Below are 12,985 nucleotides of genomic sequence, written 5' to 3'. Positions count from 1 at the left end.
CTCACCAGGCCCTGGCGTCCCGTCGGCGGGGAGCCCTCCGTCGCGGGGCCGGGGCTTCGGGAAGCGGCACCGGCTTCCCGAAGCCCCTCTCCGGGTGCGTCGTAGCTGCGAATCCACCGGGCGGGAAGCGGTCGTCACGCCCAGACGCCCTCCGCCGCCGTCGTCTTCACATAGTCCCGGAAGGAACGTGGCTCCCGGCCGAGGGCCTGCCGCACGCCGTCGCTCAGGAAGTCGTCGGCGCCCCTGCTGATGCCGTCGAGGAAGCCCGCGACGGCTTCGGCGTCCTCCTGGGGGACGCCCGCCCCGGTGAGGCTCGCGACATAGGCGGCCACCGGCACGTGCCGGTGCCGGACGTCGCGGCCCGCGGCCTCGCCGATCAGCGCCAGCGCCTCGGCGAACGACAGCGTCTCCGGCCCCGACAGCTCGTAGGTCCGCCCGTGGTGACCGTCGGCGGTGAGCGCCGCCACCGCGACGTCGGCGATGTCCTCGGCGTCGACGAACGGCTCGCGGCCGTCGCCCGCGGGCGTCGCCACCTCGCCCGCCAGGACCTCCGGCAGGAAGAAGTCCGCCGCCGCGAAGTTCTGCGCGAACCAGCAGGGGCGCAGGACCGTCCACTCCAGTCCCGACTCGCGGACCGCCGCTTCGGTGGGCGGCACCCTGTCCTCGTCGATGCCGCGCACCGACAGCTGGACGAGCCGCCGGACCCCCGCCTCCTCGGCGGCGGTCACGAAGGCCGCCCGCTCGGGGAGGCCGAGCGTCTCGGTCGGGACGAGGTAGACGGCCTCCGCGCCGGCGAGGGCGGGGCCCCAGGTGGTGCGGTCGGCCCAGTCGAAGCGGGTGGCGCCCGAGCGCGAGGCGGCCCGGACGGAGTGGCCGAGGGAGCGGAGGCGGGGGACGACGCGGCTGCCGGTCTTGCCGGAGGCGCCGAGTACGAGGATCTCTGTCATGACGGTCAGTCAACCGGTGGGCGGGACGTGACTCCATGGGCGAGAGGACGGGGCGCATAGGAGATCGTCCGGACCGTCCCGCCGCCGTCCCGCGCGGGCCGCGCCGGAGGCCCGGTACGTGTCCGGGTGAACATGCCACGGCCGCCGGTCCGGGCGGGCCCGCCCGGGGTAGGCGTGTGGGGGAGTCACCGGCCGGGTGACGGCGGCGGCGCGTACGCCGCGGCGCCCCGGCCCGCTTCCAGGAAAGGCAGGAGACATGGCGGACAACGACCTGGGAAGTCTGCTGGGCGGACTGCTCGGCGGCGGGGGCAAGGGCGGGGGCGCGAACATCCTCGGCGCCCTCCTCGGCACGCTCGGCAGCGACGGAGGCGGGAACCCCCTCGCGGGCCTCCTGAACCAGCTCCGCGACGGCGGTCTCGGCGAGAAGGCCGACTCCTGGGTGGGTACGGGGCAGAACGCGTCCCTCAGCGGCCCGGAGGTCGCGCAGGCCCTGCCCACCCAGACGCTGGACCACATCGCCCAGCAGGCCGGCCTCTCGCCCGAACAGGCCGCCGACGAGATCGCGGGCGTCCTCCCCGAGGCGGTCGACAAGCTCACCCCGCAGGGCGAGGTGCCGCAGGGGTCCCTGGAGGACCTCCTCGGCCGGGGCTGAGCGCTCCGCTCACAGTCCGGTGCGCCGTCTGCGGGTGCGTCGTGGCCGGTCGCGCGGTTCCCCGCGCCCCTTCGGGCGCTGCCGAACCGCACCGGACTTCGCCAAGCCCGCTCAGCCGCACCCCGGCGCCCGGCCACCCGGCCGTGCGCCCCGCACACCGTGGCGTACGCCCCGGCTGTACGCCGCGGTGTGCGGCCCGGTCGTCGAGTGCGTGTCAGTCCCACCAGTTGAACAGCGCGTCCCCCGCGCGCTCCGGCTGGTGGTAACCGATCTCCGCCAGCTCCGTGGAGGCCAGTGCCGTGACGTCGGCCCGCGTCATCGGCGTGGCCAGCTCGTCCGCCTCCAGGAGGCGGAAGCCCGCGGTGCGGAAGGGATCCGACCACACCGGGACCGGGGCGAAACCCGGCACGGGGTCGCCGGGCGGAACGGGCCCTTCGGTGAAGGCGATCAGCGGGAGATGGGCGTGGCACAGGACGGTCAGCCGGCGCCCGTGCTCCTCGGTGACCGTGGCGGAGTGGAACGTCCGGCGCGTGGCGGGCGCCACCTCGCTCAGCCGCCCGCCGGCCTCCCGCGCCGCCGCGAAGCACACGGCGCGGAAGAGCGTGGGCTCGACCCGGGTCAGGGCCCGGCCGCGCGCGTCCCGGAAGCCCGTCGAGCCCCGCTCCAGACGGAACACCATGCTCCTCCGTATCAGGCGGCCGTGCCGGGTCAGCCGCGCCGGCCCGTGGCGGACGCGTCGTGGGCCGCACGGGCGGCGGCGACGGCCGTGCCGTGGCGCTCCGCCCAGTCCACGAGCCCGCTCAGCGTCACATGGAGCTCGTCGGCCAGCGGGGTAAGGCTGTACTCCACCCGGGGCGGCACCGTGGGATAGACCGTGCGGTCGAGCAGGCCGTCCCGCTCCAGCCTGCGCAGATTGAGGGTGAGGACCCGTCGGCTGATGCCCGTGACCACCCGCTCCAGCTCGGTGAACCGGACCGGGCCCCGCCCCGCGGCCACCAGGATCCCGATGCTCCACTTTCCCGCGACATGGTCGAGGACCTCCATGACCGGGCACGCCTCGGTCCCCGGCCGCCCGGACAGCTCGACGGCGGCGTGCGCCACGACGGTGCCCCCTCGCCCCTCCGCTCTCATCCGCCCAGGACCCTCGGCGCACCCGCCGCGGTGCCGCCCCGCACCCCTGCAGGACTCACGCGCCCGGCGCGCCTCCCTGCCCGCACCGGGGAGCACGAAGCCACCACGACACCTCGCCCACCGAACATCTCCCACCCCTCCGCACGGCCCCGAGCGCGCCGACCGGCGCGCCCCGCTGCTTTCTACCCGCGAGGAACGTGCGAGCCGCCCCGTCGTAGCAGGCACCCGCAGCACATCCGTCCCGGCCGCGCCAAGGCACGCACACCCCAGCGCGCGGCCGGGAAACGCACCACCCGCCTGCCGGGGGAGCGCTCCCGAAGAGGTGTCAGGAAAGCGCGAAGCCGTACGGTGCGGCGTCGTCATGACGCCGTACCGTACGGCTCCCGGACCCGGTCCGTCAGCGGCGACGGGCCCCCGTGGACACCGCGCCGGCGCCCTCCGCGATCTTCCACTCGCGGTGCAGGGCGCCCAGCGGTACGGGCTTCTCGAAGATCGGCGTGTTGAAGATCTTCAGCTGGACCTGGAGGGCCCCGCTCAGATCCAGGCCGCCGAACGCCTTCCACTTGCCCGCCGCCGAGGCGCTGCCGTCCATGGCGGCGGACGCCTCGCCCTCGGCCTCGGCCCGCAGGTACGGCGCGACGTCGGCGGTGACGCCGACCGTGCCGTACAGACCGAGGCTGGCCTCGGTGCCGAGGGTCGCCTTCACCTTGCCCGCCGCGCTCACGGTCGCCCGCGGCGAGGTGGCCGTGATGTCGGAGGTGTTGACCGGGGTCCACCCCTTGGCATGGGTGTAGTCGCCGCCGACGCGGAACCCGCCCTTGAGGTCCTGCTTGATGTCGACGTTGACGTGGCCGTCCGCGTCGACCTGGAGGTAGCAGGTCAGACCGACGTTCACGACCACCGGCACCGCGCCCACCTGGATGACGGGCGTGGCCTTGAGCTTGGCGAACGGCATCCGCAGCGGCTTGGCGTCCGTGGTCGCGGCGGCCTGGCCCTTGAGCTCCCAGCCCGAGGTCCAGTCACCCGCCAGCGCCAGGGAGGCGGAACCGGGCGAGAGGCCCGAACCGCCCCGGCCGTCGTACGAGAAGTCGACCTCGGGAGCCAGCTGGACGAAGCCCGACGCGGACGCCGCGGCCGAGACCGGGGCGCCCTTCGCCGTGGCGATCGAGGTGCCGACGTCGATCCGGAGGCTGCCCAGGGGCACCTTCCCGCCCTTGGGCCCGAAGCGGACGTCGCCGGTCTTCGCCCAGGACACCTTCGTGCCCTGGACGAGCGGTTCGACCGTGACGGCCGAGGGGTCGACGGGCACCTTGCCGTCGGCCTTGGCGTCACCGAGCAGCGCCCCCAGGGTGGCCGGGGTCGTGTTGACCTCGGTGCCCTTGTCGGTGCTGCCCAGCACCTGGGTGACCTTGGCCAGGACGCCGTCGGGGGCGCCGGGCGTGGGCGCGCTGGCGATGATGTCGCCGACGGCCACGGAGGAGTTCCGGCCGGGCCCCCCGGCGGACGCCGACGGGGAGGCCGGGCCGGCCGGGGCCGACGGTGCCGCCGGATGGGCGGCGGAGGGCTTCCGCGCGGGCTTCGCCGCACCGGAGATGACGGCGCGTCCGCTCTTCCGGTCGTACGAGGCGACCTTGAGGGAGGACTTCTCCGCCTGCCGGCCGCCGCCGGAGGGATGGGCCACGGCGCTGGGCGTGCCGGACCCCTCGGGTATCGCCGCCTTGACGGCGAGCTGCCGCTCCGCGGCCGGGGGCGGTGTGGTGGCGGCCGGTTCCGCACCCCCGCCGGAGGCGGTGGTGGCGGGTCCGGCGGCGGAGCAGCCGACGACGAGGAGGGACGCGGCGGTCAGAGCGGGTAAAGCGATGGTTCTGCTGGGAATGCGCACCTTGGATCCTCGAGAGCGTGAGGTGGGGGCGGGGCGAGGGGGACTGGTCCGTACCTTCGGCCCGCGTCAACACGGCATACGGCATCGGACGGGCAAGTGATTACCCGCCGGTAACGATCTGCATGATCATGCCATGCGGAGGCGCGTCGTCCATTCGATTCACCGACGCCGAAACCATGATCTGGATCACTTCCGCGCCCGGCCGGGAATACGTGTACGGCGCACGGCCCCGGAGTCGTACCGGGACCGTGCGCCGCACGGAGAACACCGCCGACCGCCCCACGGGCGACGGCTCATGACGGGCACGCGGGCCGGAGCGCGCTCAGTGCTTGACGGCCCGCAGGACGACGAACTTCGGGTCGCTCGCCACGACCTCGGAGCGGCCGAAGAGCCGCCGCAGCCGCACGTGGTAGCCGAGGTGCCGGTTCCCGACCACCCACAGCTCGCCACCCGGGCGCAGCGCCTCGCGGGCGCCCTCGAACATGCGCCAGGCCGTCGCGTCGGTCGTCGCCTGATGGGTGTGGAACGGCGGGTTGTTGAGGACCAGGTCCACCGAGCCGGCCGGCACGCCGGACAGACCGTCGCCCACCCGGAACTCCGCCGGGGCGGCCGTCCCGGCGTTCGCCCGGAAGGTGGCCTCCGCGGACGCCACGGCCTGGTAGGACTCGTCGACGAACACCACCTCGGCCTCGGGGTTGGCCAGCGCCGCCGCCGTGCCCACCACGCCGTTGCCGCAGCCCAGGTCCACGACCCGCTCGGGGCCCCGGCGCACCGGAAGGTGCTGGAGGAGGAAGCGGGTGCCGATGTCCAGCCGCTCGGCGCAGAAGATGCCCGCGTGGTTGGTGACGGTCCGGCCGGAGACCACCCCGACGCCGTCGGGCAGCGCGTAGCTGTGCGGCCAGGGGTTGGCGCCCCGGCCGGACGTGACCTCCGGGTCAGGCGCGCAGAAGATGAGGCGCGACTTCTTCACCGCCAGCGACGTCCGCGTCGGCCCCAGGATCCGCTCGAAGAGCGTGAGCGTCGAGGTGTGGATCTCGGTGACCCGCCCGGTGCCGACCACGACCGTCCCCGCGTGCACGCGCGGCGCCAGCCGGTGCAACTGGTCCTCCAGGAGCGCCAGGCTCTTGGGCACCCGGACCAGCAGCACGTCGATACGGTCCGGCGGGGTGTCCCGCGTGGACAGCAGCCGCACCGCGCCGGCGGCGACGCCGTTGCGCGCCAGGTTCGCCCGGGTCGCCTCCTGGCCGAGGTAGGAGTCCGTGATCTGCGTCGGGCCGTACGCCGCGAGAGCGGTGGTCAGGGCACCCCACCGGTCGCCCACGACGACCACGGTGCCCGAGAGGTCCACGGGATCGGCGTCGATACCCCCGAGGTGGCGCAGAAGGTATTCGTCGGCCGAGTCCCAGGCGCGGAGCCGGTCGCGGGGATCCTCGGGGAAACGGGTCAGTTCGTACTCACCCTGTGGCGTCGTGAAACGATTCATCGTGCCCTCAGGCTAGCCAGTCCACGGCACCCCGGCCAAACCCGGCGGCCCGGCCGCGCGCGGCGCTCGGCACTCTCCGCCATGGGTAGAGTGTCGCCCCGCCGAAATAACGTCGTCGCAGGTGAGACCGGGGGAAGAGGCATGGGGATAGTCAATCGGGCAAGAACTCTGGGCGATTCGGTGAGCGCGGCGGTGACCGTCGGTAAGGACGCCGTGGCCGCCGGCCGGGGCGTGGTCGCCCGGGGCGTCGACGCCGGCCGCGCCGGCACCACGGCCTCCGGCGACTGGGTGCTCTCCGTGCTCCGCTCGCTGCCCGCGCCCGCCGCGCCCACACCGGTGGAGTGGGAGTTCTCGCTGGGCGCCCTGATCTGCCGGCACCCCCGGGTGCCCGCCGTCACCGCCAAGGTGCTCCGCCGCCTCGACGGCATCGGCGCCCTGCGCTTCGGCCCCGACTCGGTCGGCTTCGAGGGCGAGGACATCCCCTGGTCGAAGGTGGTCCACCTTCAGCTGCACGACGCCTTCAGCGCCATGACGACCGACGTCCTCGACGCCGAGATCGACCGTATCCGGGACGTCCTCCCGATGCTGCCCGGCCGCAAATGGGTCGTCACCAAGGTGGTCGAGGGCCTGGCCGCGGTCATGCTCGCCGCGCTGGAACAGGCCGCCGAACAGCGGATGGACTCCGTCGACATCGCCTGCGAGATCACCTACCGCGGCACGCTCGGAGTGAAGAAGACCATCCGGGCCAACGTCTTCACCACCGCGCTGCTCGCCCAGCAGCGCGAGGTGACGGAGAGCCTGCTGGCCACCGCGCGCGCCAACGGCGTACCGGTGCTGCCGGCCGAGGCGCCGGCCGCGGGCACCCCGGCCGCCGAGCGGGTACGGGCCCTGCGCGCACGCACGGACGCGGTGGCGGCCGAACTCCGCGCCGAGCCCGGCGCGGACTCGCCGGACGCCCCGCCGCGGCTCGCGCCGCCGCGCCTCTGATCAGGGCGGCGCGTACACCGCGCGGAGGAGCCCGGCGCGCGGGTTCTCCGTGCGGTGTACGCGGGATGCCGGGCCCCGGAACCCCGCTCAGGGTGCCCCGCGGACCCGGCCCCGCTCCCGCCGGAGCATGGGTACACCAGGTCGTCGCGGGCGTCCTCGGCGTCCTCGGGCCGGAACGGACGGAGTGTCAGCCGGGCGGTGGTGAGGGGGAAGCCGATGCGCACCATCGGGCGACTGTACCCGGGCCGCTCCGCCGGTCACCCGTCGGCTGCCCGGCCCGCAGGCCGACGGGTGCCGAAGCGCGACATCCGTCCCAAGGCGGAGTTTCCTGTCATCAGGACCGCCGGAAAAGGTAGGCTGGACCGGGCACCGGACCGCGCCGCCTCGGATGCCAACGCGTCACGTGTGCACGCGAGTTCTCCTTCCGGGGGGCTCCGGAAGGCCGCTTTACCCCCACCTGTCGCCGACCCCTCACGCCAGGGTCATCCTCGGCCTGCTTTCCCCCCGCGACCGGTAACTCCCCAAGACCACATGCGCAGCCCTGACGTAAAGGGGTTTGGATGAGCGGGCGTGCCCGGCCGCAGCCGGGGTTCTCACCCGAGAGGCTGGCCTTCTTCACGGACGCGATCTTCGCGATCGCGATGACGCTGCTGGCTGTCGAGCTGGAGCGCCCGGACGACAAGGAGTCGGCGTCGGTCCGTACGCTGGGGAGCTTCCTGGTGGACGAGCGGGGCTCCTACGTGGCGTTCGCGCTGGCGTTCATCCTTCTCTGGTCCGTGTGGCGTCGCCACCACAACCTGATGGACCGGATCGGCCGGCTGTCGAAGACCTTCACGGCCTGGCACGCGCCGTTCCTGCTGCTGGTCGCGTTCCTTCCCTTCCCGACAGCGCTCATCGGCGCGTCGATCGGCAATCCGCTGGCGCAGACCCTGTTCGCCTCCACGATGGCGGCCATGGTCTTCTGCGAGGCCGTCCTCAAGGAGATCGCGGGCGGCACCGGTCCGGCCGCCGGCGACCCCGCGGAAACCCGCCGGCACGCCGGTGACTCCTGGGCGGTCGGCCTCTGGTTCGTCCTCAGCGCCGGCGTCGCCTGGGTTTTTCCCTACGCCTACGTCCTGTGGCTCCTCGCCCCGCCGGTCGCCACGTACGGCGGAGCGCTGATCTCCCGCCTGCGCACCGTTCCCGCAGGTCACCCGGACCCGCACGACGGGGACACGCCACGGACCTGAGTTGCCCGCCCGGGATCGCGCAGGAAAGGGCCCGCACCGTCTTCGTCCTCGTGCACGGGGCCTGGCACAGCTCCGCGCACCGCCCTGCTGCGATGAGCACACGGGGACCGGGGGGGCATCGGGCCGGGGCATCGTCCGGCGCGAAAACCCTTGGCGTCCCCGACGCCCGTACTCCTGGAGTGAGTGCCGTCCAGGTGCGAAGACGGGACCTACTTCGACTCCTCATCGGGAGGCCGTGGGTTCGAATCCCGCCGTCGGCACGCAGGCCGGTGTAGCTCAGGGGCCAGAGCGCCTTGTCGGTTCCGTCGCCCCGATCTCTGGACACATACGCTTCACGCACCTCCCGGTGCGCGGGCCGCGGCTACTTCGTTGCGTTCGAATCCCATGCCGTGGCCGCTCTGAACTCGGGAGGCGCGGCGCCGGGGCGTCCGGTGCGCAGGTGACGGTTACTTCCGGGAACAGCCGGCCGCGGGTTCGAATCCCGTCCCAGCCATGGGCTGGTGTAGCTCAGTCAGGAAGAGCGGCTGTCTTGTACCGTCGCCGGCCTTGTGATCTCGGACGCCCTTGTGCCGTGCTTACCCGGATGAATTCGGGGGAATTCACATGGCACGCTTCAACATCCGTGCCCCCAAGCCGGCCGGGCCCGTCTCGCCCGTGACCACGGCCGGGCCGCGCACTCGCACGCACCTCGGCGGCAAGGGGCACGCGCGGGACGACCGTTCCGAGCTGTTCCTGCTCGCGGTCGCCGACTTCGTGTCCCAGCAGACGCATCACGAGAGCGGCACCAGTCGTGACGACCGGTTCGTCACGCTCGTACGCAAGCTCGCCGTCGAGGACCCGTCCTGGACCGCCGGCCTCCTCGCGTGGCTGCGCGGCGACGGCCGGATGCGCACCGCCTCCCTCGTCGGCGCCGCCGACCGGCACACCTTCGGCGGCCTCACCGACGCGGCGTTCCGCATGGTGCCGCTCCTCGAGAGCGGCCGGGACGCCCACTGGCCCTGGGAGGACTGAGCGCAGGTGCCGGCGACCCGGCCGCAGCGGGGTGGTGCGGACCGCCGGGTGCGGGCCGCCGGCCGCGCGGAACCCCGAAGACGATCCTTCGTCCGAGGGGTTTAGCCTGCCGGCGCTTTCCCGTACCGAGCGGTACCCGATAGCCGTAGCCGTATGACTTTCTTTCTGAGGGCAAGACACTGCGCGGTAGCCGCCGTCACAGCGGCGCTGGCCATCGGCGGCCTGGCATCGGCACCGGCCTCCGCCCGTACGACAGCGGCCGTGACGTTCTCCGAGGCCGGTGAGAAGGCTTACGCCGCGGGTTGCGGCTGGAACGAGAGCAGGGGCGGCGAACGGGCCTACTACGAGCACTGCGCCACCAACACCAACGTGTGGATCCAGGTCAAGCGGTTCCCCCGGTCCAACTACCACCGCTGCGCCGGACCCGGCCGCACCAACCTGGACGCCGACGCCACCGGCGCCTGGTACGACAGCAACTACCGTGGCGGGCTCTGCTCCCACCCGGGGGACACCGGACCCTGACCGAGCCGCCGCCCGCCACGGTCGGGGCGACGGGCCGCTCGTCCCCGCGCCTGGGGCGGACGGCCCGGCCGTCCGCCCCAGGCGGCATCCGCCGGTTATCCGAACTGGCCGGGCTGGTAGTCGCCGGCGGGCATCTGGAGCATGACGTTCCCGCGGTTGAAGGCGTTGATGACGGTGATGACACCCACCAGGGCGCCGAGCTGGTCCTCGTCGTAGTGCTTGGCGGCGTTCGCCCAGACCTCGTCCGGGACACCGCCCGCCGCGTCGGCGATGCGCGTCGCCTCCTCCGTCAGTTCCAGCGCCGCGCGCTCGGCATCGGTGAACACCGTGGCCTCCCGCCAGGCCGCCACCAGGTTGAGGCGCTCCGGGGACTCCCCGGCGTGCACGGCGTCCTTGAAGTGCATGTCGGTGCAGAAGCCGCAGCCGTTGATCTGGCTGGCGCGGAGCTTCACCAGCTCCTGCGTCGAGGCCGGCAAGGCCGAACCCTCGAGCACCTTGCCCGCGGCGATGATGTGCTTGAAGACCTTGCCCAGGACCGGGTTGGTGAAGGGGTTCAGACGTGCTTCCATGATGCGCTCCGTTGCCGTTGTGCGGTTTCACACCTATGACGAGGCAGCCCGGCGAACTGTGACATGAACGCCCTGCGACGTACGTCACTCCCGCCGTGCCGCGACAGTGGGCCCCCGCCCTGGTCAACGACCCTGGGAGCGATCGGCTTCGGCCGTGCCGCCCCCCTGCCGCAGCGGGCGCGCGCATCTGGGATCCTCCTGCTCATGCACACACCACCAGACGGACTGCCTGTCTACAGGGTCCTCACCGGACCGGACGACGCCGGCTTCTGCCGGCGTGTGAGTGAAGCGATCGGCCTCGGCTACGAGCTGCACGGGGGCCCCGCCGTCACCTTCAACGGAGAGAGCGTCATCGTCGCCCAGGCACTCGTCTGGCCATCACGGCCGAAGGAGCCGGTGAGCGGCCGCGGTGCCGATCGGCCCCTGACGTGAGGAGGGCCGCACCGGCTGGATGAGTGGCGACGCGCACCGGGAAGCGTGCTCCTGCCCCATGGGCAGGAGCACGCTCGCTCAGTGGGCGGGGGGTTCGCCGGGCTGGTCGTGGGTCGAGCAGTGGATGCCGCCGCCACCGGCGGCGATGGTGTCGATGCCCACCGGCACGACGTCACGGCCGGGGAAGTGTTCCTTGAGGATCCCGCGTGCCCGGTCGTCGGCGCGCTTGTCGCCGAACCGCGGCATGAAGACGGCGTCGTTCGCCACGTAGAAGTTGGCGTACGTGGACACGAAGTCGTCTCCGGTGCCGGTGATCCGGTCGGGGTCGGGCTGGGGCAGGTCGATGATCTCCAGGCGCTTACCGCGGGCGTCGGTGGCCTCGGTGAGGACGGACCTGGCCTGGTCGGCGGAGCGTGACCAGACGTCGGCGGGGGCGCCGGGGAACGCCTTGTCCAGCAGCACCACACCGGGTGCGGTGAACCGTACGAGGCTGTCGACGTGCGCGTCGGTGATGTCCTGGCCGCGCACTCCGGCGAGCCAGATCACCTTCTTGACGCCCAGGGCCTGCTTGAGCTCCGCCTCGATCGTCTCCCGGCTCTTGCCGGGGTTGCGGTTGTCGTTGACGACCGAGCTCTCGGTGACCAGCAGGGTGCCCTGGCCGTCGGTCTCGAAGGAGCCGCCCTCGGCGACGAGCGGGGCCGTGTCACGCGGGATCTTGTACTTCGGCAGCAGGGAGCGCCCGACCGCGGCGTCACTGTCGTGCTTCTTCTGCTTGTTGCCCCAGCCGTTGAAATTGAAGTCGACGCCCACGGTCCTGCCGGACTCCTCGACGAAGACGGGGACGGTGTCGCGGGCCCACAGGTCGTCCACCGGGAGCGGGATCACTTCGACCTGGGAGCCGCAGGCCCGCTGGGCGGCGTCCTGCTGGTCGGGCCGGGCGAGCAGCACGACGTGCTCGTACTCGGCGACGGCCCGGGCCACCCGTGCGATGTCCTCACGCACGTAGCGCAGGTCCAGGCTCCAGACCCGCCGCAGGGCCGGCCAGGACATGAAGGTACGCGCGTGGCTCTCCCACTCGGCCGGGAACCGGCGGTCGGCACCCGGCCGGGAGGCCGGGCGTGCGGAAGCGGCGGGACCGGACTGCGGCGGGTCCTGCGACCGGCAGGCCGCCAGCGCCCCGGAGGCGAGCGCGCCGGCACCGGCGAAGGCGCGCAGGGCGGTACGGCGGGACAGGAAGTGGGGGGACAAGGCGACTCCAGTGCCAGGACGAACAGTGAAAGTTCCGTGTCGCGCGGCCGCTCGGGCGCGGCTCGCGCAGGGCGACAGACCCGTTACCGAGAGCGGCGGAGGTGGCACTCGCCGGCGCTCCGGGATTTCCTGACTGAAATTTCAGTCAGGAAGGGAAAGTAGCATAAGGTGCAGGCAGTGGCATGGCCTGTAAGCCCAAAACCCCCGGAAGTGAGTGCATGTCCCGTCGTCGTACCGTCATCCTGGAGGCCGCCGCCCGGGTCGTCGCCCAGCGCGGCATCAGGGGCCTGCGCGTGGAGGAGCTCGCCGAGGAAGCCGGCGTGTCGACCTCGCTGATCTACTACCACTTCCAGGACCGGGCCGGCCTGCTGTCGCACACGCTGGAGTTCATCAGCACCCGCGCCGAGCAGTACACCGACCCCGCCACGGACCCGGACACCGACCCCCGCGGCCATCTCGAGGAGATGCTGCTGCTGGAACTGCAGGACACCCCGGTCGTCGTCGAGAACAGCACCGCCTGGGGCGAGCTCCGCGCCACCGCCGTCTTCCAGCCCGAATTCCGCGACCAACTGCGTACCGCCACCGCACGCTGGACCGACTACGCGGCCGACCTCATCGACCGCGCCCAGCGGGGTGACGGCGTTCCGCCCGAGGTGTCCGCGGAGGACGCGGCCGAGCGCCTCACCACCCTCGTCGAGGGCCTCAGCAAACGCTGGCTCAGCGGCACCCTCCCCCTGGACCGCGCCCGGGAACTCCTGCGCGGCGCCATCACCGCGGAACTCGGACCGCGCCCCTGAGCCGGCCGCGGCCCCTTGGCCGGTCGGCACCGGCGGCCCGGTCCGCTCCGCGGCGGCCGATGGGCCGGGTGGCGGCTACGGCCGATCCGTAGGGC

The 12,985-nt window shown here is 73.0% G+C and carries 13 protein-coding genes and 1 pseudogene; 7 read left to right on the top strand and 7 right to left on the bottom strand.

What is annotated here, in order from left to right:
* Positions 1-134: 134 nt before the first annotated feature.
* Positions 135-947 carry an NAD(P)H-binding protein gene (locus tag AF335_RS19980; RefSeq protein WP_102919799.1) on the bottom strand — a complete coding sequence of 271 codons (813 nt, stop codon included), beginning with the start codon at positions 945-947 and terminating at the stop codon, positions 135-137.
* Between the two features lie 196 nt (positions 948-1,143).
* On the opposite strand from AF335_RS19980, the gene AF335_RS19975 reads away from it, so the two are divergent.
* Positions 1,144-1,599, top strand: coding sequence for a YidB family protein (locus AF335_RS19975; protein ID WP_280524638.1), 456 nt, complete (start codon positions 1,144-1,146; stop codon positions 1,597-1,599).
* A gap of 214 nt (positions 1,600-1,813) precedes the next feature.
* Here the strand turns inward: AF335_RS19975 and AF335_RS19970 are convergent, their stop codons facing one another.
* From AF335_RS19970 to AF335_RS19950, 4 genes are all read right to left on the bottom strand, one after another.
* A complete protein-coding gene (locus tag AF335_RS19970) occupies positions 1,814-2,278 on the bottom strand; it encodes a hypothetical protein (RefSeq protein ID WP_102919797.1) in 465 nt (154 codons plus the stop codon).
* Positions 2,279-2,307: 29 nt separating this feature from the next.
* Positions 2,308-2,643 (bottom strand): winged helix-turn-helix transcriptional regulator, encoded by a 336-nt coding sequence (locus AF335_RS19965; RefSeq protein WP_228773534.1) that lies wholly within the window; start codon positions 2,641-2,643, stop codon positions 2,308-2,310.
* Between the two features lie 484 nt (positions 2,644-3,127).
* The gene (locus AF335_RS19960) at positions 3,128-4,612 is read right to left on the bottom strand and encodes a hypothetical protein (RefSeq protein WP_102919795.1); all 1,485 of its coding nucleotides are present in this window, start codon (positions 4,610-4,612) and stop codon (positions 3,128-3,130) included.
* A 322-nt stretch (positions 4,613-4,934) separates the two neighbouring features.
* Positions 4,935-6,095: a methyltransferase gene (locus AF335_RS19950; RefSeq protein WP_102919793.1), complete on the bottom strand. Its 1,161-nt coding sequence runs from the start codon at positions 6,093-6,095 to the stop codon at positions 4,935-4,937.
* Positions 6,096-6,236: 141 nt separating this feature from the next.
* On the opposite strand from AF335_RS19950, the gene AF335_RS19945 reads away from it, so the two are divergent.
* The 4 genes and pseudogenes from AF335_RS19945 to AF335_RS19930 all read left to right on the top strand — a co-directional run bounded on the left by AF335_RS19945 (position 6,237) and on the right by AF335_RS19930 (position 9,844).
* Positions 6,237-7,082, top strand: a complete 846-nt coding sequence (locus AF335_RS19945; protein WP_146045577.1) for a hypothetical protein — start codon at positions 6,237-6,239, stop codon at positions 7,080-7,082.
* 560 nt (positions 7,083-7,642) lie between these two features.
* Positions 7,643-8,311, top strand: a complete 669-nt coding sequence (locus AF335_RS19940) for a TMEM175 family protein (RefSeq protein WP_102919791.1) — start codon at positions 7,643-7,645, stop codon at positions 8,309-8,311.
* A 603-nt stretch (positions 8,312-8,914) separates the two neighbouring features.
* Positions 8,915-9,229, top strand: a pseudogene (locus AF335_RS19935) (TROVE domain-containing protein); the annotation flags it as partial.
* A 246-nt stretch (positions 9,230-9,475) separates the two neighbouring features.
* A complete protein-coding gene (locus tag AF335_RS19930; protein WP_102919789.1) occupies positions 9,476-9,844 on the top strand; it encodes a DUF6355 family natural product biosynthesis protein in 369 nt (122 codons plus the stop codon).
* 95 nt (positions 9,845-9,939) lie between these two features.
* Here AF335_RS19930 and AF335_RS19925 read toward each other — a convergent pair whose 3' ends face one another.
* Positions 9,940-10,413 carry a carboxymuconolactone decarboxylase family protein gene (locus tag AF335_RS19925; protein ID WP_102919788.1) on the bottom strand — a complete coding sequence of 158 codons (474 nt, stop codon included), beginning with the start codon at positions 10,411-10,413 and terminating at the stop codon, positions 9,940-9,942.
* 204 nt (positions 10,414-10,617) lie between these two features.
* Between AF335_RS19925 and AF335_RS19920 the strand changes: the two genes are divergently transcribed.
* Positions 10,618-10,845, top strand: a complete 228-nt coding sequence (locus AF335_RS19920) for a DUF1737 domain-containing protein (protein WP_102919787.1) — start codon at positions 10,618-10,620, stop codon at positions 10,843-10,845.
* 78 nt (positions 10,846-10,923) lie between these two features.
* Here AF335_RS19920 and AF335_RS19915 read toward each other — a convergent pair whose 3' ends face one another.
* The gene (locus AF335_RS19915) at positions 10,924-12,093 is read right to left on the bottom strand and encodes an agmatine deiminase family protein (RefSeq protein ID WP_228773524.1); all 1,170 of its coding nucleotides are present in this window, start codon (positions 12,091-12,093) and stop codon (positions 10,924-10,926) included.
* Between the two features lie 218 nt (positions 12,094-12,311).
* Between AF335_RS19915 and AF335_RS19910 the strand changes: the two genes are divergently transcribed.
* Positions 12,312-12,890: a TetR/AcrR family transcriptional regulator gene (locus tag AF335_RS19910; protein WP_102919786.1), complete on the top strand. Its 579-nt coding sequence runs from the start codon at positions 12,312-12,314 to the stop codon at positions 12,888-12,890.
* The last annotated feature ends 95 nt before the right edge of the window (positions 12,891-12,985 follow it).

Origin of the sequence: Streptomyces eurocidicus, from assembly GCF_002891295.1 — a bacterium.
GTDB lineage: Bacteria > Actinomycetota > Actinomycetes > Streptomycetales > Streptomycetaceae > Streptomyces > Streptomyces eurocidicus.
Note: the sequence above shows the minus strand (reverse complement) of the source record. Positions and strands in the feature narration are given on the sequence as shown.